The sequence below is a fragment of the Sphingomonas sp. EU05-FHT14C10 genome (assembly GCF_058790595.1).
Window position 1 is genome coordinate 1 of the sequence record NZ_JBYTEN010000029.1, and the last position, 22,945, is coordinate 22,945.

General features: G+C 65.8%; 19 protein-coding genes. 4 read left to right on the forward strand and 15 right to left on the reverse strand.

The window, feature by feature from the left end; all coding sequences use genetic code 11:
• Window positions 1–173 precede the first annotated feature (173 nt).
• The 4 genes from typA to AC3WT0_RS18635 form a co-directional block, all read right to left on the reverse strand.
• Complete coding sequence (gene typA / locus AC3WT0_RS18620; RefSeq protein ID WP_492754922.1) at window positions 174–1,994, reverse strand: translational GTPase TypA; 1,821 nt, start codon at window positions 1,992–1,994, stop codon at window positions 174–176.
• A gap of 97 nt (window positions 1,995–2,091) precedes the next feature.
• A complete protein-coding gene (locus AC3WT0_RS18625; protein ID WP_492754923.1) occupies window positions 2,092–2,988 on the reverse strand; it encodes an intradiol ring-cleavage dioxygenase in 897 nt (298 codons plus the stop codon).
• Between the two features lie 100 nt (window positions 2,989–3,088).
• Window positions 3,089–4,381 carry a sensor histidine kinase gene (locus AC3WT0_RS18630; protein ID WP_492754924.1) on the reverse strand — a complete coding sequence of 431 codons (1,293 nt, stop codon included), beginning with the start codon at window positions 4,379–4,381 and terminating at the stop codon, window positions 3,089–3,091.
• The gene (locus tag AC3WT0_RS18635; protein WP_492754925.1) at window positions 4,368–5,081 is read right to left on the reverse strand and encodes a response regulator; all 714 of its coding nucleotides are present in this window, start codon (window positions 5,079–5,081) and stop codon (window positions 4,368–4,370) included. Before AC3WT0_RS18635 ends, AC3WT0_RS18630 begins: the two co-directional genes overlap by 14 nt.
• 92 nt (window positions 5,082–5,173) lie before the next feature.
• Between AC3WT0_RS18635 and AC3WT0_RS18640 the strand changes: the two genes are divergently transcribed.
• From AC3WT0_RS18640 to AC3WT0_RS18655, 4 genes are all read left to right on the forward strand, one after another.
• Window positions 5,174–5,551: a hypothetical protein gene (locus tag AC3WT0_RS18640; protein ID WP_492754926.1), complete on the forward strand. Its 378-nt coding sequence runs from the start codon at window positions 5,174–5,176 to the stop codon at window positions 5,549–5,551.
• Window positions 5,552–5,642: 91 nt separating this feature from the next.
• A complete protein-coding gene (locus AC3WT0_RS18645) occupies window positions 5,643–6,848 on the forward strand; it encodes a toxic anion resistance protein (protein ID WP_492754927.1) in 1,206 nt (401 codons plus the stop codon).
• A 57-nt stretch (window positions 6,849–6,905) separates the two neighbouring features.
• On the forward strand, window positions 6,906–7,619 hold the full coding sequence (locus tag AC3WT0_RS18650; RefSeq protein WP_492754928.1) for a hypothetical protein: 714 nt from the start codon (window positions 6,906–6,908) through the stop codon (window positions 7,617–7,619).
• Between the two features lie 126 nt (window positions 7,620–7,745).
• Window positions 7,746–8,438, forward strand: a complete 693-nt coding sequence (locus tag AC3WT0_RS18655; RefSeq protein WP_492754929.1) for a PEPxxWA-CTERM sorting domain-containing protein — start codon at window positions 7,746–7,748, stop codon at window positions 8,436–8,438.
• 164 nt (window positions 8,439–8,602) lie between these two features.
• On the opposite strand, the gene AC3WT0_RS18660 is transcribed toward AC3WT0_RS18655, so the two are convergent.
• The 11 genes from AC3WT0_RS18660 to AC3WT0_RS18710 all read right to left on the reverse strand — a co-directional run bounded on the left by AC3WT0_RS18660 (window position 8,603) and on the right by AC3WT0_RS18710 (window position 22,936).
• Window positions 8,603–10,942 (reverse strand): TonB-dependent receptor domain-containing protein, encoded by a 2,340-nt coding sequence (locus AC3WT0_RS18660; RefSeq protein WP_492754930.1) that lies wholly within the window; start codon window positions 10,940–10,942, stop codon window positions 8,603–8,605.
• A gap of 226 nt (window positions 10,943–11,168) precedes the next feature.
• Complete coding sequence (gene lpdA / locus AC3WT0_RS18665) at window positions 11,169–12,563, reverse strand: dihydrolipoyl dehydrogenase (RefSeq protein WP_492754931.1); 1,395 nt, start codon at window positions 12,561–12,563, stop codon at window positions 11,169–11,171.
• A 52-nt stretch (window positions 12,564–12,615) separates the two neighbouring features.
• Window positions 12,616–12,882 (reverse strand): GIY-YIG nuclease family protein, encoded by a 267-nt coding sequence (locus tag AC3WT0_RS18670; RefSeq protein ID WP_492754948.1) that lies wholly within the window; start codon window positions 12,880–12,882, stop codon window positions 12,616–12,618.
• Between the two features lie 73 nt (window positions 12,883–12,955).
• Window positions 12,956–14,176 (reverse strand): 2-oxoglutarate dehydrogenase complex dihydrolipoyllysine-residue succinyltransferase, encoded by a 1,221-nt coding sequence (gene odhB / locus AC3WT0_RS18675; RefSeq protein ID WP_492754932.1) that lies wholly within the window; start codon window positions 14,174–14,176, stop codon window positions 12,956–12,958.
• Between the two features lie 2 nt (window positions 14,177–14,178).
• Complete coding sequence (locus AC3WT0_RS18680) at window positions 14,179–17,103, reverse strand: 2-oxoglutarate dehydrogenase E1 component (protein WP_492754933.1); 2,925 nt, start codon at window positions 17,101–17,103, stop codon at window positions 14,179–14,181.
• Window positions 17,104–17,203: 100 nt separating this feature from the next.
• Window positions 17,204–18,094 (reverse strand): succinate--CoA ligase subunit alpha, encoded by an 891-nt coding sequence (sucD, locus tag AC3WT0_RS18685; protein WP_492754934.1) that lies wholly within the window; start codon window positions 18,092–18,094, stop codon window positions 17,204–17,206.
• Between the two features lie 65 nt (window positions 18,095–18,159).
• The gene (gene mdh, locus AC3WT0_RS18690; protein ID WP_492754935.1) at window positions 18,160–19,122 is read right to left on the reverse strand and encodes a malate dehydrogenase; all 963 of its coding nucleotides are present in this window, start codon (window positions 19,120–19,122) and stop codon (window positions 18,160–18,162) included.
• Between the two features lie 495 nt (window positions 19,123–19,617).
• Window positions 19,618–19,914, reverse strand: a complete 297-nt coding sequence (locus AC3WT0_RS18695; RefSeq protein WP_492754936.1) for a hypothetical protein — start codon at window positions 19,912–19,914, stop codon at window positions 19,618–19,620.
• A gap of 5 nt (window positions 19,915–19,919) precedes the next feature.
• Entirely contained in the window at window positions 19,920–21,296 is a 1,377-nt protein-coding gene (locus AC3WT0_RS18700; protein WP_492754937.1) for a M20/M25/M40 family metallo-hydrolase, read from the reverse strand.
• A gap of 66 nt (window positions 21,297–21,362) precedes the next feature.
• Window positions 21,363–22,475, reverse strand: coding sequence for a cell division protein ZapE (gene zapE / locus AC3WT0_RS18705; RefSeq protein ID WP_492754938.1), 1,113 nt, complete (start codon window positions 22,473–22,475; stop codon window positions 21,363–21,365).
• A complete protein-coding gene (locus AC3WT0_RS18710) occupies window positions 22,472–22,936 on the reverse strand; it encodes a PaaI family thioesterase (protein ID WP_492754939.1) in 465 nt (154 codons plus the stop codon). Before AC3WT0_RS18710 ends, zapE begins: the two co-directional genes overlap by 4 nt.
• Window positions 22,937–22,945: the final 9 nt, after the last annotated feature.

Genomic DNA, 22,945 nt, shown 5'->3' on the forward strand with positions numbered 1-22,945 from the left:
CGCTGAAAATGCTTATGGACGAGTCGTTCTGAACCCGGCGGGAACGCCATGTTAACGCTACCGCAAGATGCGTTAACACGCGCGCCAAGGTGGGGCGGTTTCGGGAATGGGCGGGCACGAAAAAGGGCGGGCCGACGCGCAATCCTGCGCACCGGCCCGCCCCCAACTGGATCTTAAGCCGCCTTGGCGCGCGAGGCGCGCTTGCGCTCGTGCGGATCGAGGTGGCGCTTGCGCAGACGGATCGACTTGGGCGTGACTTCGACCATCTCGTCGTCGTCGATATAGGCGATCGCCTGCTCCAGCGTCATGCGCTTCGGCGGAGTCAGGCGGATGGCGTCGTCCTTGCCGCCCGAGGCGCGGAAGTTGGTGAGCTGCTTCGCCTTCATCGGGTTGACCTCGAGGTCGTCCGTCTTGGCATTCTCGCCGACGATCATGCCTTCGTAGAGCGCCTCGCCATGGCCGACGAAGAGGATGCCGCGCTCCTCGAGCGGGCCGAGCGCATAGCTGTTGGCCTCGCCCGCGCCGTTCGAGATGAGCACGCCGTTCTTGCGGCCTTCGATGTTGCCCTTGTGGGGGCCGTACTTCTCGAACAGCCGGTTCATGATGCCGGTGCCGCGCGTGTCGGACAGGAACTCGCCATGATAGCCGATGAGGCCGCGCGAGGGCGCCGAGAAGGTGATGCGCGTCTTGCCGCCGCCCGAGGGACGCATGTCGGTCAGCTCGGCCTTGCGCTGGTTCATCTTGTCGACGACCGTGCCCGAGAATTCGTCGTCCACGTCGATCACGACGGTTTCGTAAGGCTCGGTCTTCTTGCCATCCTCATCCTCGCGGAACAGCACGCGCGGGCGGCTGATGCCAAGCTCGAAGCCTTCGCGGCGCATCGTCTCGATGAGCACGCCAAGCTGAAGCTCGCCGCGGCCGGCGACCTCGAAGCTGTCCTTGTCCTCGCTCTCGGTCACCTTGATGGCGACGTTCGATTCAGCTTCGCGCTCGAGACGGTCGCGGATCATGCGGCTGGTGACCTTGCTGCCCTCGCGGCCCGCCATCGGCGAGTCGTTGACGGCGAAGCGCATCGACAGCGTCGGCGGATCGATCGGCTGCGCCTTGATCGCGGTGGTGACCGCCGGATCGGCGATCGTGTTCGCGACGGTGGCGATGGTGAGGCCGGCCATCGAGATGATGTCGCCCGCCTTCGCCTCGTCGACCGGAACGCGCTCCAGTCCGCGGAAGCTCATCAGCTTCGACGCGCGGCCGGCTTCGATGACGTTGCCGTCCTGATCGATCGCGTGGATCGGCTGGTTGACCTTGACCACGCCCGACTGGACGCGACCGGTGAGGATGCGGCCGAGGAAGTTGTCGCGATCGAGCAGCGTCACGAGGAAGCTGAACGGCGCATCCTGATCGAGCGCGGGCGCCGGCACATGATCGACGATCTTGTTGAACAGCGGCGCGAGCGTGCCTTCGCGCAGCGACGGATCCTCGTTCGCATAGCCGTTGCGCCCCGATGCGTAGAGCACGGGGAAATCGAGCTGCTCGTCGGTTGCCTCGAGGCTGACGAACAGGTCGAACACTTCGTCGAGCACTTCCTGGATGCGCTCGTCCGGACGGTCGATCTTGTTGACGACGACGATCGGGCGGAGGCCCAGCGCCAGCGCCTTGCCGGTGACGAACTTGGTCTGCGGCATCGCGCCTTCCGAGCTGTCGACGAGCAGGATCACGCCGTCGACCATCGAGAGGATGCGCTCCACCTCGCCGCCGAAGTCGGCGTGGCCGGGCGTATCGACGATGTTGATGCGCGTGCCTTCCCAGTCCACCGAGGTGCACTTGGCGAGAATGGTGATGCCGCGCTCCTTCTCGAGATCGTTCGAGTCCATCGCGCGCTCCTCGACCCGCTGGTTGTCGCGGAAGGTGCCCGACTGGCGGAAAAGCTGGTCGACGAGAGTGGTCTTGCCATGATCGACGTGCGCGATGATGGCCACATTGCGGAGGCTCATTGAAATTCCCGGATTTGAGCGGAAGCGTTCGCCGCGCGCATAGCTTAATTTGTGCGGCGCGGAAAGGGGGCTGGGGCTTCCGCTCAAATCCTTCGGGTCAAAGCGCGATGCCGACCGTCGCCGTCGCGGTGTAGCCGGCATCGACGCTGCCGGTCATCGACAGCGTCTGCTGGGCGATCTGCGCCGCCGTATTGTCGCCGAATATGCCGTCGCTTGCGATCGAGGTCTGCGGGAAACGCGATGCGCTTAAACTGTAGCCGCTCGTCGCATAGACGGTCGAACAAGCCGCCGACGGCATCGCGAATTGCGAGATGAGGCGCGCGTAACGCCCGCCCGTCGCATTGGCGAGACTCGAAAACACCTCGAAATGGATGTGCGGATAGCGCCCGGCATAGCAGCCCGGGAAAATGGTCGTGAAGGTCACCTGGCCATTGGCGTCGGTGACGAGCATGCCGCGCAGATAGCTTTCCGCAGGCAGGTCGTAGAGCGAATATTTGCCGTCTCGGTCGCAGTGCCAGATGTAGATCGCGTAACCCGCAAGCGGCGCGCAGCTGGCATTCACGTTGACGATCGTGATGGTGAGCGTGACCGGGACACCCGGGGCGGTGGCCGTCGATCCGATGAAGCTGCTGCGGATGTCGCTGCGCACGACGCCGCTGGAGGTCAGCACGTTCGAGGTCGATCCGCTCGACGTGTTGGTGCCGTCGGCGGGGTAAGGGCCGTTGGTCTCGGTCGGGTCGGCGACGCACTGGCCGCTGGTCGGCGTGGGAGTCGGGGTCGGTGTGGGCGTCGGTGTGGGGGTTGGCGTCGGGGTCGGCGTCGGCGTGACGCCGCCCGAACTGCTCGATCCGTCGCCGCCGCAGCCGGCGAGGAAAGCGGCGGTGCCTGCGGTCGCGAATAGCGACAGCGCGCGGCGACGGCCGATCATGGCGTCGATTTGGGCGAGATCGTGAGCAAGGCCGCGATCATGGTCTTCGATGAGGGGGCGTTTCATAGGCAATACTCCACTATTGCCGCGCCAGAGCTAATGCGCGGCTTCGTCCCCAGCATTTCGGCCCGTGTCGGTTTGTATCGCCATGTTGCAGTCGGCTCCGTCAGTCGGGCAGGCGCGGCAGCCGGACGCTGGCGCGCGCGCCTCCGCCCGCCCGGTTGACGAGCGCCGCCGATCCGCCATGCGCCTCCGCGACGGCGCGGACGATGGCGAGGCCGAGGCCGGTGCCGCCGGTCGTCCGGTTGCGCGAAGGCTCGGCACGGACGAAAGGCTCGAAAAGCGTATCGCCGAGCGCGGGATCGATGCCCGGCCCGTCATCGTCGACGAAGATCGTCACGGTCGCGGCGTCGATTTCCCAGCCGATCCGGGCCGATCCGCCGAACCGGATCGCATTGTCGACGAGATTGACGATCATCCGCCGCAGCGCTGCGGGATCGCCTTCGATGCGGCACGGCGGCCCATCGGCCAGTGTCACCTGCTGTCCGGTCGCCCGAGCGTCCTCGGCAATCGCGTCGAGCAGGCTGGCGAGATCGATGCGGCGCTTCGCGGGCCGTGCGAGGCTGTCGCGCCCGAGGCGCAGGACGCTGTCGATCATCGCCCGCATCTCGGCAATGTCGGCGAGCGCGCGGTCGCGCTCCGGCGCGGGCAGGCGTTCGACGCGGAACGACAGGCGCGACAGCGGCGTGCCGAGATCGTGCGCGATCGCGGCGAGCGTCGTCGTCCGCGTCGCAACCTGCCGCGCGAGCCTGCCGCGCATCCCTTCAAGCGCGCCCGCGAGCCTGACGACTTCGGGCGGGCCGCCGATCGGCGCCTGCGCCTCGTGCAAGCCGGCATCGTCGGCGAAATCGGCCAGACGGACGAGCGGACGCGTGATCCGCCGCGCGATCGCCCATGCCGGGAGCGCGAGGAGGAGAAGCAGGCCGAGCATCGCCGCGCCGGTCAGCGTCAGCCACCGGATCAGCAGCATGTCCGGCGCGGCCGAGATGCGCCGCCATTGCGCGCCGTCGCGCACCGCGACCATGAAGTCGCCGCGCAGCGCCTCCGACGGATCAGGCGGGCCGCCATCGGCCACATAGACGCTCACATCTTCGCCCGTCACGCCAAGGCGGCCGGCAAGCTGCGCCGAACGGCGCGGATCGCGGCTCAAGCCCGGCGCGGGTGCAGGCGGTGTGGATTGGGTAACGATCATGAGCGGACGCCGGCCCGGCTGGGGAGCCGCCTCGCCCTGCAGCGCCGCGGCGACGCTCTCGATCGCGACCGGCGCCTCGCGCGGGGGCGGGCCGCCGAAGGTGATCGCCACGGTCGCGAGCGTCGCCGCGACCAGCACCGCGACGACGAGCAGGAAGATCGATCGCGCAATGGGCGGCGCGGTCGCTATGCGGTCAGCCGGCGACATCGGCGCTGAACATATAGCCTTCGTTGCGCACGGTGCGGATCAGCTCGGGCTGGCCCGGGCGCGTCAGCTTGCGACGCAGGCGGCTGACCTGGACGTCGATCGCACGATCGAAATGATCGGCATTCACCCCGCGCGAAAGATCGAGCAGCTGATCGCGCGACAGCACGCGGCGCGGCCTGGCGACGAAGGCGGCGAGCAGACGGAACTCGCCGTCGGAGAGGTTGATGAGAACATCGTCGGGATCGAAAAGCTCGCGCACCACGATATCGAGCCGCCAGCCCGCGAAGCGTCGGAGCGGCTGGCCGACGGCAGCTGTGGCAGGCGCATCAGGCGTTCGACGGCGGAGCACGGCGCGGATCCGGGCAAGCAACTCGCGCGGATTGAACGGCTTGGGCAGATAGTCGTCGGCGCCCATTTCGAGCCCGACGATGCGATCGACATCGCTGCCGATCGCCGAGACCATGATGACCGGCAATGCCCGCCGCGCATCCATCGCGCGCAGCAGCGACAGCCCGTCCTCCCCCGGCATCATCACGTCGAGGATCAGCAGATCGTAGCTTTGCTCGCCAAGCCGCGCGCGCATCGCCGCACCATCGGATACGGCATCGACGACAAAGCCATGCTCACGCAGGAAAGCGGCCATGAGTTCGAGAATGCCAGGGTCGTCGTCGACGATCAGCAGGCGGGTCTGCAGGTCCATGGCGACCGATGCTAGCATGAAGCGCGGCGTAGCGTGCAAATGTACGCCCAGATTTCATCGTGTGACGCTTCGTGCTAAAATTGCGCATGCGCATGATCCTGCCCGCCGTTCCGCTCGCCGCCCTCTTCCTGCTGGCCGCGGATGAGCCGACGCGTGAGCAGCAGGCGCTGGCGCGCGATCTCGACGGGCGCGTAGCCGGCAAGGTCCAGACCTGCGTCTCGGCCGATACCAGCGTGGCGCTCCAGATCATCGACAATCAGACGCTATCCTATCGCGATGGCCGGACGATCTGGGTCAACAAGCTGCGCGGCCCCTGCCCCGGCCTTCGCCCGCTCGACACGCTGGTCGTCGAGGTTCAGGGCAGCAGCTATTGCCGCGGCGATCGTTTCCGCACGATCGCGCAGGGCAGCTCTATCCCGGCGGCCTTCTGCACCCTCGGCGATTTCACGCCCTGGCGAAAGCCCGACTGAGCCCCGACCAACCGCCGGCGGCTTTCCACGAACGCGCTTGAACACGCGACCAAAGGCCCTAATCTTGGGGAAATTGCGGGCAGGAGCAGATATGGCGACGACCACGACCACGACCCAGGAAACCGACCTGGTCCTCAACGCGCCGGATCCGGTGCCGGTCGTCGCGCCTGAAAAGGCGGCAGGACTCGTGCCGCTGGAAGACGGGCAGCGCAGCGCGCTCGACAAGAAGGTCGACACGTTCGTCGACGAACTGATCGCACAGGACGTGAACAGTCCCGAATTCGGCAAGCGCGTGGATTCGATCACCGCGCTAGGCCAGAAGGAAATCCGCGCGGCTGCGGGCGAGAGCAATCGCTTCCTCGACCGGCCGGTGCGCGCGATGGATCAGGAATCGGGGGTGGGCAACGATCTGCTCCAGCTTCGCCAGACGATCGAGGATCTCGATCCCTCGCGGCGGGGCAGCCTGCTCGGCCCCAAGAAGCTGTTCGGCATCATCCCCTTCGGGTCGAAGATGCGCGATTATTTCGACAGCTACAAATCCGCGCAGAGCCATATCTCGACGATCCTCACGCGCCTCGCCTCGGGCAAGGACGAACTGCTGATGGACAATGCCGCCATCGCGGTGGAGCGGCAGAAGCTGTGGGCGGCGATGGGCCGGCTCGAGCAAATGATCCACATGTCCAAGGCGCTCGACACCAAGCTCGAGGACAAGGCGGCGGAGCTCGATGCGACCGACCCCGCCAAGGCCAAGGCCGTGCGCGAGACCGCGCTCTTCTACGTCCGCCAGCGCACGCAGGATTTGCTGACCCAGATGGCGGTGAGTGTGCAGGGCTATCTGGCGCTTGATCTGGTCAAGAAGAACAATGTCGAGCTGATCAAGGGCGTCGACCGCGCCTCCACCACCACCGTTTCGGCGCTGCGCACCGCAGTGACGGTCGCGCAGGCGCTGACCAACCAGAAGCTGGTGCTGGAACAGATCACCCAGCTCAACACCACGACGGCGAACATCATCGACGGCACGGGCAAGATGCTGAAGGAGCAGACCGCCAGGATCCACGAGCAGGCCGCCTCCGCGACCATCCCGCTCGACGTGCTCCAGCGTGCCTTCCAGAATGTCTACGACACGATGGATTCGATCGACACGTTCAAGCTCAAGGCGCTCGATTCGATGAAGACCACGGTCAACGCACTGTCAAACGAGGTCGAGAAGTCGAAGGGCTATATCGCGCGCGCCGAAGGCGCCGAGCAGGCCAAGTCGCTGCCGTCGTCGGCCGATCCGTTCACGGCGATCGAGTAAAGAAGGAAGGACGGCCGCCCTCGACTTCGCATCGGGGCGGCGGCACTATGCGCGCCAATGGATAGCGAGCAGATCATCCGCCACGCCGAGGATTTCCTCCGCCGCGTCTCGCCCGAAGGGCGTGCGCGGGCCAGGCGTGCGCGCGAACGGCGGCGCAAGGCCTTCATGCGCATCGCCAGGCGGCTGGTGCTGGCGACGGCGGGCATCTTCATCGCGGCGATCGTCGCCGGGCTGGTGCTCGGGCCGATCGGCGACACGGGCGTGATGGTGACCGCGCTGGCGCTGGTTGTCGCCTGGGCGGCGATCTTCTTCATGTCGCAGACCCCCGAACCGACGACCGAGGCGCTGGTGCAGAGCGACATCGCCATGCTGCCCGGCCGCACCGAGGAATGGCTGGAGCGTCAGCGCCCCGCCCTCCCCGCTCCGGCCGCGCGGCTGGTCGACGGGATCGGCGTGAAGCTCGACGCGCTTGGCGGGCAGCTGCAGGGGCTCGATCCGCGCGAACCCGCCGCCGCCGAGGTGCGCCGCCTGCTGGGCGAGGAACTGCCCGAGCTGGTCAAGGGCTATCAGCGCGTGCCGACCTCGCTGCGCCGCGAGGCCCGCGACGGGCCGAGCCCCGACGCGCAGCTGATCGAAGGATTGCGGCTGGTCGACAGCGAATTGCAGCGCATGACCGAACAGCTTGCCGCCGGCGATCTCGACGCTCTGGCCACGCGGGGCAAATATCTGGAATTGAAATATAAGGGCGACGAGGAAATCAGGGATTCCTGATGTCGTCCTGATTCGGGACATCCACGGACCGTCATCCGAATGACCCAGAGCAGCCCAAAAAGGTTAATGCAGCGTTCGTAATCGCTCCGAACCCGGGATGATCCGGCAATAGGGAGCAAAACCATCATGAAGATCCTGAACGTGGCCGTCGCCGCGGCGATGCTCGTCGCCGCCGCCGCGCCCGCCGTCGCCACGCCGCTCGTCATCGGCAATGGCAGCAGCAACAACAGCTTCCCCTTCGGCGGCAGCTATCTTCCCAACCCGACCACCTATCAGCAGATCTATGCCGCCTCGAAGTTCGGCGCCACGCCGATCTCGATCAGCAGCATCTCGTTCAAGCTGCTCTCGGGCACCGTCGCCGACGGCACCTTCACCCTGTCGCTGTCGACATCGAGCAAGTCGCTGACCAATCTCGACGGCGTGAACTTCGCCAGCAACATCGGCGCGGATGCCAAGCAGATCTTCTCGGGCACGCTGGTCGGCCAGCTCCAGGGCGATATGCTGACCTTCAACTTCGCCCCGTTCAACTATGATCCGACCAAGGGCAACCTGCTGCTCAACGTCGGCGTGACCGGGCTGGTCGGCAACTATGGCGCCAACTTCGCCGGCAGCTTCGCCGCCGATACCGGCGCGACCGGCATCTACAGCCGCGCGACCGATTTCAGCGCGCAGATCCCGACCTCGATCGGCCTGCAGACCTTCTTCAATGTCGGCGCCCCGGTTCCCGAGCCCACCACCTGGGCGATGCTCGTCACCGGCTTCGGTCTCGTCGGCTACGGCATGCGCCGCCGCGCGCGCTACGTCCGCGTCGCCGCCTGATCCGATTGCGATCCAAATGGAAGGAGCGCCGGTCCCACAGGGACCGGCGCTCCTTTTTTAACCCCTGAGGGGGGCTGCGGGACAGGCGGAACCGGGGGGACTGTCCGGTATCGCCTGCATTCCCGCCGAGGCCGGGCGCGATCCCCTCGCGCCTCCGGCCAAGTTTAAAAGCCGTGCTTGATCGTGACGAACAGCTGGCGCGGCGCACCGGCGAGCAGCGTCTGGTTGTCGCCGCTGGCGGTGAAGCCGTTTGAGCCGATCGTCGAGATATAGCGCTTGTCGGTCAGGTTGGTGATGCTGCCTTCGATCGCCCACCCCTTGAGGAAGCCGGCCTCGTCGCCAAAGCGATAACCGAGCGTCACGTCGACGATCGCGCGGCCGGGGACCGACTCGTCGTTGGTGTAGGTGAAGAAGCGCTTGGTCATGTAATCGACCCCGGCGCGCGCCAGCAGGTGGCCGTCGTCATAAACCAGCTCGCCCTTCAGCATGTGCTTGGGGCTGTCGACCACGGTCTTGCCCTTGGTCGCGGTGATGATCACCGGCTGCTTGGTCACCGGATCGACGCCCATCACATTGTCGAGATATTCGGAGTGGTTGAAGGCGTAGGAGGTGAAGAAGGACACCGCCGGCATGATCTTGTAGAGCATCGTGAATTCGACGCCGTAATTGCGGACGTCGCCGACATTCTGCAGCGTCACCGGATTGCCGACGATGCCGGCGCCGTTGGTGAGCGCGAGCAGGCGGTTCGAGAAGTTCACATAATAGCCGGCAAGCGAGGTCTGGAAGCCACCGGAGCGGAAGCGGCCGCCCACTTCATAGGTGTCGGAGCGCTCGGGCTTCAGGCTGTCCTTGATCCCGTCGAAGCCGGCCTGCGTGGTGGCGAAGGGCGCGAGGCCGGTGGCCGAGGAGACGAAGGCGCGCATATTCTGACTGAAGGTCGCGAACACTTCCGCGCCGCCGCCGATCTTGTAGACCGCGCCTGCCTGCGGCAGGAACCAGTCCTTTGCTTCGATGCGGCCCGAAGCGAGCCCGCCCGAGATGATCGGATTGGCTTTGTTGATGACCTGATAGCCCTTCCAGCCGCCGCTCAGCGTCAGATTGCCGAGGCTCAGCGTGTCCGACACATAATAAAGAGCGGTGTCGGTGTTGAAGCGGAAGTCCCAGTCGGTGCGGAACGGATCCTTCTGGAAGGACAGGCTGTCGCGCGACGGCGTGTCCTGATCGAGCAGGCCGTAATAGCGGCGCGCCTGATGGAAGCTGTTGGATTCCCACCAGCCGCCGACTTCGAGCTTGTTGATCCCCATCTCCCAGCCGAAGCGCGCGATCGCGCCGCCGCGGTTGATGCCATATTCGGTCGTGCGCACCGAGAGCGGCGATCCGCCAGGCGTTGGCACATAAGGCGTGAACCAGATGCCCTGGCCCTGATTGTGATGGAAATAACCGGTGACCTTGGCGGTCAGATGGTCGGTCAGGTTTGCGTCGAAGGTCACGCCGCCCAGCGAATCCTTACGCAGACCCGCCGCGTTGTAATAGGCGTCGTCGGCAGTCTTGTAGGGGCTCGGATAGGTCAGGCCCGCAGTCGGCCAGGGCAGCGGCGCGCCCACCGAATAAGCGTACTGGTTCTGGAGAACGCGGCCGATCTGCTGGGCGAGCGGGAAATTGTTCGAGATATTGTCATCGCGATAGCCCAGCCGCTTGATGATATCGAGGCTGAGGTCCTGATAGTCGTTTTCGCGGCGATCCGAATAGTTGAAGAAGGCGGTGATCGAGCCGCGATCGCCGAAATCCTGAACGATCTTGGCGTTGACCTGATGCTGGCGCTGCTCGCCCCAGCCCTTCCACTTGTCGGTCTTCAGGAAGCCGTAGCTGACATAGGCCTTGAGACCGTTGCCGGTCAGGTCGCCGGTCTCGATGCGGGTGAAGGCGCGGAACGTGTTGTCGCTGCCATAGGTGCCGGAGGCGACGATGTCGAAATGGTCCGAAGGCGCGCGCGAGATGAACTGCAGCGTGCCGCCGAGATTGCTGGTCGAGGCCTCGCCAAGCGCGCCGGCGCCCTGCGCCACCGTCACCGAGCCCAGATTTTCCGAGATGATCGCGCGGCTGATGTGAAGGCCGTTCGAGTTGCCGTAGCTCATGTCGCCGAGCGGAATACCGTCGAGCGTGAAGCCGAGCTGATTCTGGTTGAAGCCGCGCAGCGAGATGCGTGCCGACCATTCATAGGCGCCGAACGCGTCGGCCGCCTGATAGTTGACGCCCGGCAGCTTCTCGATCGCCTTGATCGGCGAAGTGCCTGGGGTCAGCCGGGCGATGTCGAGATCGCTGACCGTCTGCACCTGCCGCGCCTTGCCGAAGCCGAGAACGACGATGTCGTCGCCGGGAGCCGCCTCGGCGGCGGCATCGGCGGCCGCAGTCACGACCGGCGCCGCATCCTCGGCCAACGCAGGCGCCGCGAACACGAAGAAAAGCGCAGTTCCGGCAAGCAGCCGGTGCGAGCGATGCAGCATCTGAGGCGTTCCCTTTTTTGAGTCACCGTCTTCGGTGTGAGGGCGCCCATGAGCCTTCGCGGTTGCAGCATCTTTACGGGTTTAGGTCAGTTTTGTTGCGGTGCGCCGATCTGATGTGGAAACGGCCCCGGCCGCCCGTCGTCACGCATGACGGGCAGCCGGGGCCGCTTTGGCCCGCTATCGCGGGAAGGCCGCGCCGGAGGGAGGGATCGGCGCGGCGACGGGATCAGACGTGGATCGGCTTGCCGGTCACCGCCATCGCTGCTTCCTTCACGGCCTCCGAATGGGTCGGGTGCGCGTGGCAGGTATAGGCGATGTCTTCCGACGTCGCGCCGAACTCCATTGCCAGCGCGGCCTCGGCGATCATCGTGCCGGCGACCGAGGCGATCATCCACACGCCGAGCACGCGATCGGTCTTGGCGTCGGCAATGATCTTAACGAAGCCGTCCTTCTCGTGGTTGGTCTTGGCGCGGCTGTTGGCGAGCATCGGGAACTTGCCGACCTTGATCTCGCCGCGTTCCGCAGCCTGCTCCTCGGTCAGGCCCACGCCTGCAATCTCGGGCATGGTGTAGACGACCGACGGGATGACATCGTGGTTCACGATACCGGTCAGCCCGGCGATGTTCTCGGCCACCGCAATGCCCTCGTCCTCGGCCTTGTGCGCGAGCATCGGGCCGGGGATGACGTCGCCGATCGCCCAGATACCGGGGATGGCGGTGCGGAAGTCGTGATCGGTCTCGATCTGGCCGCGCTTGTTGGTTTCAAGCCCGATCTTGTCGAGGCCGAGGCCTTCGGTGTTGGGACGGCGGCCGATCGCGACGAGCACGGCATCCGCCTCGACCGTCTCGGCGGCGCCGCCGGCGGCGGGTTCGAGAGTCAGCGTCACCTTGTCGCCCTTGCGCGTCGCGCCGGTGACCTTGGTCGAGAGCTTGAACTCCAGCCCCTGCCGCTTGAAGATGCGGCCCGCTTCCTTGCGGACTTCGCCGTCCATGCCGGGGAGCAGCTGGTCGAGGAACTCGACGACGGTGACCTTGGCGCCCACGCGCCGCCACACCGAGCCAAGCTCCAGCCCGATCACGCCGCCGCCGATGACGACGAGATGCTCGGGCACCTTCTGCAGCTCGAGCGCGCCGGTGGAATCGAGGATCACCTCATTGTCGACCGCGACGCCCGCAAGCGGCGTGACCGAGGAGCCGGTGGCGATGATAATGTTCTTCGCGCGCACCGTGCGGCCGGCGACCTCGACCGTGTCCTTGCCGGTGAAAGTGGCATAGCCCTTCAGCCATTCGACCTTGTTCTTCTTGAACAGGAATTCGATGCCGCCGGTCAGGCCCTTGACCGCGTCGATGCGCTGCGCCTGCATGGCATCGAGATCGAGGCTCAGCTGATCGATCTTGACGCCCAGCTTGGCGAGCGCGCCCGAGCTGGCTTCCTCATAATATTCGGACGCGTGCAGCAGCGCCTTCGAGGGGATGCAGCCGACGTTGAGGCAAGTGCCGCCCAGCGTCTCGCGCCCCTCGGCGCACGCCGTCTTGAGCCCGAGCTGCGCGGCGCGGATCGCCGCGACATAGCCGCCGGGGCCCGAGCCGATCACGAGGACGTCGAAATCATAGTCAGCCATTGCTTCGCTCCATCCACTCCCGTGCTCCTGCGAAAGCAGGAGCCCAGGGGGTTCAGACCAACCTGCCGAACAGGTCATCCCAAAGCGGGTTTTCACGCTCGATCAGATCGAGCTTCCAGCCGCGCTTCCATTTCTTCATCTGCAGTTCGCGTCGTCTTGCGTCCTGCAGATCGTCATGCATCTCGAACCAGACAAGGGCGCAACACCCGTGCGTTCTCGAAAATCCTTCGACTAAGCCATTGCGATGCTGATGCACCCGCCCGACCAGATCGCTCGTCACGCCCAGATAAAGCGTTCCGTTGCGCCTGCTGGCCATCAGATAGACGTAGCCCGGCTTCGTCGCGCGCCTCCCCCTGGACTCCGGCTTTCGCCGGAGCACAATCGTTCAAGACTTACAGGTCGATCAGCAGGCGGGTCGGATCCTCGATCGCGTTCTTGAGCGCGACGAGGAAAGTCACCGCCTCGCGACCGTCGATCAGCCGGTGATCGTAGCTGAGCGCCAGATACATCATCGGACGGACGACGACCTGGCCGTCGCGGACCACGGGGCGGTCCTCGATGCGGTGGAGGCCGAGCACCGCAGACTGCGGCGGGTTGATGATCGGGGTCGACATCAGCGAGCCGAAGACGCCGCCGTTGGAGATGGTGAAGGTGCCGCCCTTCATTTCCTCCATCTTGAGCGTGCCGTCCTTCGCGCGCTTGCCGAAGTCGCCGATCGTCTTCTCGATGCCCGAGACCGACAGGTCCTGCGCATCGCGGATGACCGGGACGACGAGGCCGTTGGGCGCCGAGACCGCCACCGAGATGTCGGCATAGTCATGATAGACGATGTCGTCGCCCTCGATCGAGGCGTTGACCGCGGGGATATCGCGAAGCGCCTGGCAGGCAGCCTTCACGAAGAAGCCCATGAAGCCCAGGCGGACGCCGTGCTTCTTCTCGAACAGATCCTTATACTTGGCGCGCGCCTCGATCACCGCCGTCATGTCGACGTCGTTGAACGTGGTAAGCATCGCTGCAGTGTTCTGCGCCTCCTTGAGGCGCTTCGCGACCGTCTGGCGCAGACGCGTCATGCGGACACGTTCCTCGTGGCGCGCACCGGCCAGTGCGGCAACGGCAGGCGCGGCGGCCGGGGCCGGAGCAGCCGGAGCCTCGGCAGGCGCCTTGGCCTCGGCGGCCTTCAGCACGTCTTCCTTGGTCAGGCGGCCATCCTTGCCGGTGCCCTTGATCGTGCTGGGGTCGACGCCCTTTTCGAGCACGACGCGACGCACGGCGGGCGACAGGGTGAGGTCGCCGGCAGTCTCGGCCTCGGCGGTCTGCGCGGGCGCCGGAGCGGCGGCGGCAGGCGCTGCAGCGGCAGGCGCGGCCGCAGCGGCCCCGCCCTCTTCGATCGTCGCCAGCAACGCGCCGACCTCGACCGTGTCGCCGACCTGCGCGGCATAAGCGCCCATGGTGCCGGCAACCGGGGCCGGAACCTCGACCGCGACCTTGTCGGTCTCGAGGCTGACGATCGGCTCGTCGGCCTTCACGGGATCGCCGGGCTTCTTCAGCCACTCGCCGATGGTCGCTTCAGTGATCGATTCGCCCAGCACGGGCACCTTAACTTCGGTCGCCATGTTCAGCCCTTCTTCTGGCGCTTGATTTCTTCACGGACGCTATGGCCGAGCGCATCGGCAATCAGCGCGCCCTGTTCGGCAAGGTGCCGCTTCATCAGCCCGGTGGCCGGCGAAGCGGATGCGGCGCGGCCCGCATAGCGCGCACGCTGCGGCCCGATGCCCGCCTGCTTCAGGCAATCCTCGATATAAGGCTCGACGAAGAACCAGGCGCCGTTGTTCTTCGGCTCTTCCTGGCACCACACGATGTCCTGCAGATTGACGAGCTTTTTCAGGCGCTCGACCAGCGGTTCGCTGGGGAACGGATAAAGCTGCTCGACACGGACGATCTCGGTATTCTTGTCGCCCGCCGCGTCGCGCGCCTCGATCAGGTCGTAGGCGACCTTGCCGGTGCACAGGACGAGACGCTTCACATCCGCCGCGGCCGGCGCCGACGGATCGGACAGCAGCCGGCGGAAGTGGCTCGAGCCTTGGAAGTCCTCGGCCTTCGACACCGCCAGCTTGTGCCGCAGCAGCGACTTGGGCGTCATCATGACGAGCGGCTTGCGGAAGCTGCGCAGATTCTGCCGGCGCAGGATGTGGAAATAATTGGCCGGCGTCGTGCAGTTCGCGACCTGGATATTGTCCTGCGCGCAAAGCTGAAGATAACGCTCGAGGCGCGCCGAGCTATGCTCCGGCCCCTGCCCTTCATAGCCGTGCGGCAGCAGCATCACGAGGCCGTTGGCGCGCAGCCACTTCGCTTCGGACGAGGCGATGAACTGGTCGATCATCACCTGCGCGCCGTTGGCGAAATCGCCGAACTGCGCTTCCCACAGCACCAGCGTCTTCGGATCGGCGAGCGCATAGCCATATTCGAAGCCGAGCACGCCGAACTCGGACAGCGGGCTGTCGAGTACTTCGAAGCTGCCGTGCGGCACCGTCGTCAGCGGGATATATTTATGCTCGTCCTTCTGGTCGACCCAGACGGCGTGGCGCTGGCTGAAGGTGCCGCGCCCCGAATCCTGACCCGACAGGCGGACGCCATAGCCTTCCGACAGCAGCGCGCCGAAGGCCAGCGCCTCGCCGGTCGCCCAGTCGAAATTCTCGCCCGTCTTGAACATCTCGCGCTTGGCGTCGAGGATGCGGCTGAGCGTCTTGTGGACCTCGAGCCCTTCGGGGATCGTCGTCAGCGTGCGGCCAAGGCTGTCGAACAGCTTCTGCGTGATGCCGGTTTCGACGTTGCGGCGCGCGGTCTCGGCGTCTGCAGGCTTGTGCAGCCCCGACCAGCGCCCCGCGAACCAGTCCGCCTGATTGGCCTTGTAGGTCTTGGCCGCCTCGAACTCGCCGTCGAGCAGCGTCGTGAAATCGCCCACGGCCTTTTCGACGAAGCCATCGTCGACCACACCCTCGGCCTTCAGCCGATCACTGTAGATCACGCTGACCTTGGGGTGCTGGCGGATCTTCGCGTACATCAGCGGCTGGGTGAAGCCGGGCTCGTCGCCTTCGTTATGGCCGAAGCGGCGATAGCACCACATGTCGATCACGATGTCGCGGCCGAAGCGCTGGCGGAACTCGATCGCCATCTTGCAGGCGAAGGTCACGGCTTCGGGATCGTCGCCATTGACGTGGAAGATCGGCGCCTGGACGCCCTTCGCCACATCCGACGGATAGGGCGAGGAGCGCGCGAACTGCGGGCTCGTCGTGAAGCCGATCTGGTTGTTGATGACGAAGTGGATGCAGCCGCCGGTATTGTAGCCGCGGATGCCCGAGAAGCTGAGGCATTCCCAGTTGATGCCCTGGCCGGCAAAGGCCGCGTCGCCGTGGATCAGCACCGGCAGCACCTGCTGATGCTTTTCCAGATCGTCGCGGAACACCTGCTGCGCGCGTGTCTTGCCGAGCACGACGGGGTTCACCGCCTCGAGGTGCGAGGGGTTGGGAACCAGCGACATGTGGACGGTGACGCCGTCGAATTCGCGGTCGGTGCTGGTGCCGAGGTGGTATTTCACGTCGCCCGAGCCGCCAACATCCTCGGGGTTGGCCGAGCCGCCCGAGAATTCGTGGAAGATCACGCGGAACGGCTTGGCCATGACGTTGGCAAGCACGTTCAGGCGGCCGCGATGCGCCATGCCATAGACGATCTCGCGCACGCCATATTGGCCGCCATATTTGATCACCGCCTCAAGCGCGGGGATCATCGCTTCGCCGCCGTCGAGGCCGAAGCGCTTGGTGCCGACATATTTCTTGCCGAGGAAGGATTCGTACTGCTCGGCCTGGATCACCTTGGCGAGGATCGCCTTCTTGCCTTCCGGCGTGAACTCGATGACCTTGTCCTTGCCCTCCATCCGCTCCTGCAGGAACTTGCGCTCCTCGGTGTCGGAGATGTGCATATATTCGAGGCCGACCGAGCCGCAGTAATTGGCGCGCAGGATCGCGACGATCTCGCGCACCGTCGCATATTGCAGGCCGAGCGCGCCGCCGAGATAGACGGGGCGGTCGAGATCGGCGCCCGAAAAGCCGTGAAATTCGGGCGTCAGGTCCGCAGGCAGCTCGCGCTTGGACAGGCCGAGCGGATCGAGATTGGCGGCAAGATGCCCGCGCACACGATAGGTGCGGATGAGCATCATCGCGCGGATCGAATCGCTCGCGGCGCGCTCGACCGCACCGGGATCGAGCGGCGCGGCGGCGGCAGGCGCGGCGGCCTTGGGCGCGGCCTTCGGCGGCACCGCCATCTGCGTGGGATCAAGGCCGGCGGTCAGCGCATCGGTATCGCTCAGCGGCCAGTTGGCGCGCCGCCAGCTCGGGCCGGCCTGCGCCGCCTCAAGCCCCTGGAACCAGTCGCGCCAGCCCGGTTCGACCGACGCCGGATCGGCGACATAGTTGCGGTAGAGCGACTCCACGAAAGAGGGGCTGACGCCCTCGATGTCGCCGAAATCCTGGCCTTCGATACCCATAGCTCACCACCATTCGCCCCGACGTGATCGCGGGACGTTCTGGAGCGCTCCCCTCATGCCGTGACGATCAGCGGCATGAACGCGGGGAACGCTCATTTGCTTATCCGTTCAGAACCTTCACCAGCGTCGAACCCAGTTCCGAGGGACTGGGCGAAACGCGGATGCCGGCGCTTTCCATCGCCGCGATCTTGTCCTCGGCGCCGCCCTGACCGCCCGAGACGATCGCACCGGCATGGCCCATGCGACGGCCCGGAGGCGCAGTGCGGCCCGCGATGAAGCCGACCATCGGCTTCTTGCGGCCACGCTTCGCCTCGTCCTTCAGGAACTGCGCGGCTTCTTCCTCTGCGCTGCCGCCGATCTCGCCGATCATGATGATCGACTCGGTCTTGTCGTCGGCCAGGAAGAGTTCGAGCACGTCGATGAAGTTGGTGCCGTTGACCGGGTCGCCGCCGATGCCGACCGCAGTGGTCTGGCCCAGGCCTGCGTTCGAGGTCTGGAACACCGCTTCATAGGTAAGCGTGCCCGAGCGCGAAACAACGCCCACCGAACCCTTCTTGAAGATGTTGCCCGGCATGATGCCGATCTTGCATTCGCCCGGCGTCAGCACGCCCGGGCAGTTCGGGCCGATGAGGCGCGACTTGGAGCCCGAAAGCGCGCGCTTCACCTTGACCATGTCGAGCACCGGAATGCCCTCGGTGATGCAGACGATCAACGGCACTTCGGCGTCGATCGCCTCGAGGATCGAATCGGCGGCATAGGGCGGCGGCACGTAGATGACGCTGGCGTCGGCGCCGGTCTTGGCGACGGCTTCGGCCACCGTGTCGAAGTTGGGCAGGCCCAGCTCCTCATGGATGGTGCCGCCCTTGCCCGGCGTCACGCCGCCGACCATCTTCGTGCCATAGTCAAGCGCGGCCTTCGTGTGGAAGGTGCCGGTCTTGCCGGTCATGCCCTGCGTGATGACCTTGGTGTTCGCGTTGACGAGAATGCTCATGCCTTGGCTCTGTCCTTGGTGATTTCCGCCAGCGCGGACTTATGGTTGTTCGGGCGCGCCGACGATCAGGCCAGCGAGCCGTCGATCGCCTTGCAGGCGACCAGCAGTTCCTTGACCGCGTCGACCGAGACCTCGAGGTTGGCCTTGGCCTCGGCGTCCAGCTCGATCTCGACGATCTTCTCGACGCCCTTCGCGCCGATCACCACCGGCACGCCGACATACAGGTCCTTCACGCCATATTCGCCGTCGACATAGGCCGCGGCGGGCAGGACGCGCTTCTGGTCGTAGAGATAAGCCTCGGCCATCGCGATGCCGCTGGTCGCCGGGGCATAATAGGCCGAACCGGTCTTGAGCAGGGCGACGATCTCGCCGCCGCCGCCGCGCGTGCGCTTCACGATCGCGTCGATCTTCTCCTGCGTCGACCAGCCCATCTTGATCAGGTCGGGAACCGGGATGCCCGAGACCGCCGAATAGGCGATGACCGGAACCATCGTGTCGCCATGGCCGCCGAGCACGAAGCTGGTGACGTCCTTGACCGAGACGTTGAATTCCTCGGCGAGGAAATGGCTGAAACGCGCCGAGTCAAGCACGCCGGCCATGCCGACGACCTTGTTGTGCGGCAGGCCCGAAAATTCGCGCAGCGCCCAGACCATGGCGTCGAGCGGGTTGGTGATGCAGATGACGAAGGCGTCGGGGGCGTTGTTCTTGATGCCCTCGCCAACAGCCTTCATGACCTTGAGGTTGATGCCGAGCAGGTCGTCGCGGCTCATGCCCGGCTTGCGGGCGACGCCGGCGGTGACGATGATCACGTCGGCGCCCTTGATGTCGGCATAGTCGTTGGTGCCGGTGATCCTGGCGTCGAAGCCTTCGACCGGGCCGCACTGCGACAGATCGAGCGCCTTGCCCTGCGGCACACCTTCGACCACGTCGAAGAGGACGATGTCGCCAAGTCCCTTCAGCGCTGCGAGATGAGCAAGCGTGCCGCCAATATTGCCAGCACCGATGAGGGCGATTTTCTTACGGGCCATCAAATCCTCCGCATGGGGCGCGCGGATTGCTCGAATTGCAACACGCGCTGTCGAGTCCGGGCGCGACTTAGGCCCATTGTGTTAACGCTTCAACCTCGTATTTCAGAAATCTTTGCAACTGCGAATTAGTTGCAATAATTGCTTTATTCGCGGGTTCAGCTTTGCTCAACTGGCGGTGCAGCGCCTGCATCCGCAACGGCGGGCGCGTCGTCGGGAACGCTGTCCTACACCCCTGCGGCAATGCTAGGAAGACCGCCGGGCGGATAGCGCCCCGCTCTTTGACATCGCCCGGAGTCCGAAGTTGAGAAAAAGCGCTCCAGCCTCTCAACTTTGTCAACTTCCGATGACCGGAATCGCGCTTTTCCGCCATTTCCTACAGCAACCATCGTCACGCTGCTTCAACCGTCATTGCGAGCGCAGCGAAGCAATCCAGACGATGCCCGCCGCGAAGACCGGATTGCCGCGCTTCGCTCGCAATGACGATCGGCCCTCACCTCAGTTCAGCGTCGGCTCGCCCGCGACCTCGCGCTTTTCGCCGCTTTCGGCATCGATCCAGATGCGGATGACCTGCCCGGTATCGGGATCGACCCTGCTCTCGCCCGTCAGCTGCCATTCGGGGCCAGGTCGCCCACCGGTCCGCCGCTCGTAGAAGCGGCGCTCGATCAGCGCGGCCAATCCGCCGGCGAGGATCAGCGCCGGCAGGTGCCAGCCGATCGCGCCGGCGAAATACATGCCGCCGAAAATCAGCAGCAGCAGGGCGACGAACGTGAGCAGGGCGTTGCGGGCGATCATCTGCGTCAGCGGGCCAGCGCCGCCACCATGTCGTGCCAGTGGTCGATATTGTCGTAGAGCGCCTGCACCGGATAGCGCTCGTTGAGCCCGTGCGCGCGCTCGTCGTCGGGAACGACGATCCACGTCCCGTCGACGCCATAGGTCGGGATGCCTGCCGCGCGCAGATAAAGGCCGTCGGTCGCGCCCGCCTCCATCTTGGGGACGACCAGCGCACCCGGAAAGCGCTTGCGGACCGAATCCGTATAGGCCTTGAGCACGTCGGCGCGCAGCGGCGAGGCGCCCGAATATTTGGGATTGCCGACCAGCTTCACGGTCACGCCTTTGCCGACGATCGTCTGCAGCTCGGCCTCGATCGCCTGTGGCGTCGTGCCGGGGAAGATGCGGCAATTGACGTTGGCCGTCGCGGTCTGCGGCAGCGCATTGTTGGCATGGCCGCCCGCGAGGCGCGTCGCGACGCAGCGCGTACGCGTGCCGCCCAATTCGAGCGGATCGGCTTCGATCACGTCTGCGGCCGCGCCGTCGGCCGGGTTTTTCAGCCAGGCGCGCATCGCATCGCCCAGCTTGCCCGTCTCGCTTTTCTGCCGGACTTCGAAATAGGCGCGCGTGGTATCGTCCATCATCGGCTGAAAGCGATAGTCGGCGAGCTTGGTCAGCCCGGCCGCCAGCTCGTAGATCGCATTGTCCGGACGCGGGCGAGAGCTGTGGCCGCCCGGATTGGTGACGGTCAGCGTGTAATCGGCATAGGTTTTTTCGGATGTCTGGAAGGCGAAGCCCAGCAGCTTGCCGTCGGGGCCCTTCGCGCCGCCGCCCGCATCGGCATTGAGCGCATATTCGGCGTCGATCAGGCTGCGCCATTCAGTCGCGGCGAGATCGGCGCCCTTGCCGTCGGTCTCCTCGTCGCCGCTGAACATGATGATGATGTCGCGCCTGGGCTTGAAACCCTCGGCCTTCAGCCTGAGGATCGCGGTGGTGACGGCGGTGACGCCCTGCTTGTCGTCGAGCGTGCCGCGCCCATAGAAATAGCCGCCTTCCTCGACGAGCTTGAAGGGATCGCGCGGCCAGTCCTCGGCCTTCGCCTCGACCACGTCCATATGCGCGATGAGCAGGATCGGCTTCTGCGTGGGCTTGCCCTCCGCCTTCCAGCGCACGATCAGGTCGGCGCTGTCGTCATAAGGCTTGATCACCGCGTCGGTGAGCCCGGCGGCTGCGAACTTCGCCTTCAGCCATTCGGCAAGCTCGGGCACCTTGCCGCGCCCCGCCACCGTCGGCACCTCGATCGCATGCTGATAGATGGCGCGCCCCTCGGCATGCCATTTGTCGGCGGGAGGCTGGGCCAGCGCGGAGGTTGCGAGCAGGCCGGCGGCAAGAACGAGAACGCGCATCTTATCTCCCTTCAACGACGCGCCGGACCTTATCCGTTCGCCCCGGACGGGCAAGAGCCGCTTTGCTCAGCTCACCCCGTGGCCGGCGGCGAGATAATGTTCGGAGCGCATTTCCATCAGCCGGCTGATCGTCCGGTCGAACTCGAAACGGCCATCGCCCTTCGCATAGAGATCGCCGGGTTCGGCATCGGCGGAGGCGAGCAGTTTCACGCCATGTTCGTAAAGCGCATCGATCAGCGTGACGAAGCGCGCGGCCTCATTGCGGTTCTCCGGCCCCAGCCTTGGCACGCCGACGAGGATGACGGTGTGGAAACGCCGCGCGATCGCCAGATAATCGGCCGCGCCCCGCGCCTCGCCACATAGCCGCTTGAACGAGAAGACGGCGACGCCCTTCAGGCTCTTGGGCACGTGCAAGGTGCGCCCGCCCTGCACCGGAATATCCTCCGACGGCACATGCGCGCGATCCTCGACCGGGAAATCGGTCAGGCGGAAAAAGGCTTCGGACAGCGCGGCAGTGGCGACGGGGCCGTTGGGCACATGCCAGGTCGCGACACCCGCGAGGCGCTGGAGCCGGTAATCGGTCGGCCCGTTGAGCGTGAGGATATCCAGCCGGTCCTCGATCAGCGCGATGAAGGGCAGGAAATGCTCGCGGTTGAGCCCGTCCTTGTAGAGATCGGCGGGCGCGCGGTTCGACGTCGCGACGACGCAGGTGCCCGCCTCGATCAGCGCGGTGAACAGGCGCGACAGGATCATCGCGTCGGCCGAGTTGTTGACCACCATCTCATCAAAGGCGATCAGCCGCGCCTCGCCCTTGAGCTGCGCGGCGACGATCGGGATCGGATCGCCCTTCTCGGTCGCGCGGGCGAGGCGGAGGCGCTCATGCGTTTCGAGCATGAATTCGTGGAAATGGGCGCGGCGCTTGCGCTCGATCCTGAGCGTCCTGAAGAACAGGTCCATCAGCATCGATTTGCCGCGCCCGACGTCGCCCCACATGTAGATGCCACGCGGGCTATCGGGCGTGCGGCCGGCCAGCCGCCAGAGGATCGATCCGCGCCGCGGCACCGCCTCCAGTTCTTCCTGCAGCCGGTCGAGCCGTTCGGCGGCGGCGCGCTGCTGCGCGTCGGCCTTGAGCTCGCCGTGAGCGACGAGCGACTCATAGCGATCGATAAGCCGCGTCACCGGGGGCGCCCCGGCTTGCGGACGGTGCCGCTAAACGCCGCGACCACCGCGCCGCCTTCCTGCTCGGCAATGCCGCGCATGAAGATCAGCCGACCGGTCTCGCGCAATATCTCGAGCACCAGATCGAGCGGTTCGCCGACGCGGCCCGCGCCGATGAACTGGACCGAGAGATCGAGCGTCACGGCGGTGCCCGCCTCGATGATGCCATGCATCCGCGCCGCGGCGAACAGCGCGACGTCGATGTAGCCGAGCAGCGCGCCGCCATGGACGTTGTTCGACAGGTTCGAATGCTGGTGCTCGGGGAAGGTACGGACGCGGACCTTGCCGTCATCCTCCATCCGCACCCGAAAACGGCCGAGCAGCGCGTTGAACCGCGTCGGATCGCTCAGCTCCCAGATCAGCCAGCCGGGATTGTCGGGATCGGGTGCGTGGACGAAGCCGGGCGCGGCCCGCTCCGCCACGCCATTTTC

Bases quoted from the DNA above. Each gene is read 5' to 3' on its own strand.
- typA (WP_492754922.1), bottom strand. From the start codon at position 1,994: ATGAGCCTCCGCAATGTGGCCATCATCGCGCACGTCGATCATGGCAAG.
- AC3WT0_RS18625 (WP_492754923.1), bottom strand. From the start codon at position 2,988: ATGAAACGCCCCCTCATCGAAGACCATGATCGCGGCCTTGCTCACGAT.
- AC3WT0_RS18630 (WP_492754924.1), bottom strand. From the start codon at position 4,381: ATGTCGCCGGCTGACCGCATAGCGACCGCGCCGCCCATTGCGCGATCG.
- AC3WT0_RS18635 (WP_492754925.1), bottom strand. From the start codon at position 5,081: ATGGACCTGCAGACCCGCCTGCTGATCGTCGACGACGACCCTGGCATT.
- AC3WT0_RS18640 (WP_492754926.1), top strand. From the start codon at position 5,174: ATGATCCTGCCCGCCGTTCCGCTCGCCGCCCTCTTCCTGCTGGCCGCG.
- AC3WT0_RS18645 (WP_492754927.1), top strand. From the start codon at position 5,643: ATGGCGACGACCACGACCACGACCCAGGAAACCGACCTGGTCCTCAAC.
- AC3WT0_RS18650 (WP_492754928.1), top strand. From the start codon at position 6,906: ATGGATAGCGAGCAGATCATCCGCCACGCCGAGGATTTCCTCCGCCGC.
- AC3WT0_RS18655 (WP_492754929.1), top strand. From the start codon at position 7,746: ATGAAGATCCTGAACGTGGCCGTCGCCGCGGCGATGCTCGTCGCCGCC.
- AC3WT0_RS18660 (WP_492754930.1), bottom strand. From the start codon at position 10,942: ATGCTGCATCGCTCGCACCGGCTGCTTGCCGGAACTGCGCTTTTCTTC.
- lpdA (WP_492754931.1), bottom strand. From the start codon at position 12,563: ATGGCTGACTATGATTTCGACGTCCTCGTGATCGGCTCGGGCCCCGGC.
- odhB (WP_492754932.1), bottom strand. From the start codon at position 14,176: ATGGCGACCGAAGTTAAGGTGCCCGTGCTGGGCGAATCGATCACTGAA.
- AC3WT0_RS18680 (WP_492754933.1), bottom strand. From the start codon at position 17,103: ATGGGTATCGAAGGCCAGGATTTCGGCGACATCGAGGGCGTCAGCCCC.
- sucD (WP_492754934.1), bottom strand. From the start codon at position 18,094: ATGAGCATTCTCGTCAACGCGAACACCAAGGTCATCACGCAGGGCATG.
- mdh (WP_492754935.1), bottom strand. From the start codon at position 19,122: ATGGCCCGTAAGAAAATCGCCCTCATCGGTGCTGGCAATATTGGCGGC.
- AC3WT0_RS18695 (WP_492754936.1), bottom strand. From the start codon at position 19,914: ATGATCGCCCGCAACGCCCTGCTCACGTTCGTCGCCCTGCTGCTGCTG.
- AC3WT0_RS18700 (WP_492754937.1), bottom strand. From the start codon at position 21,296: ATGCGCGTTCTCGTTCTTGCCGCCGGCCTGCTCGCAACCTCCGCGCTG.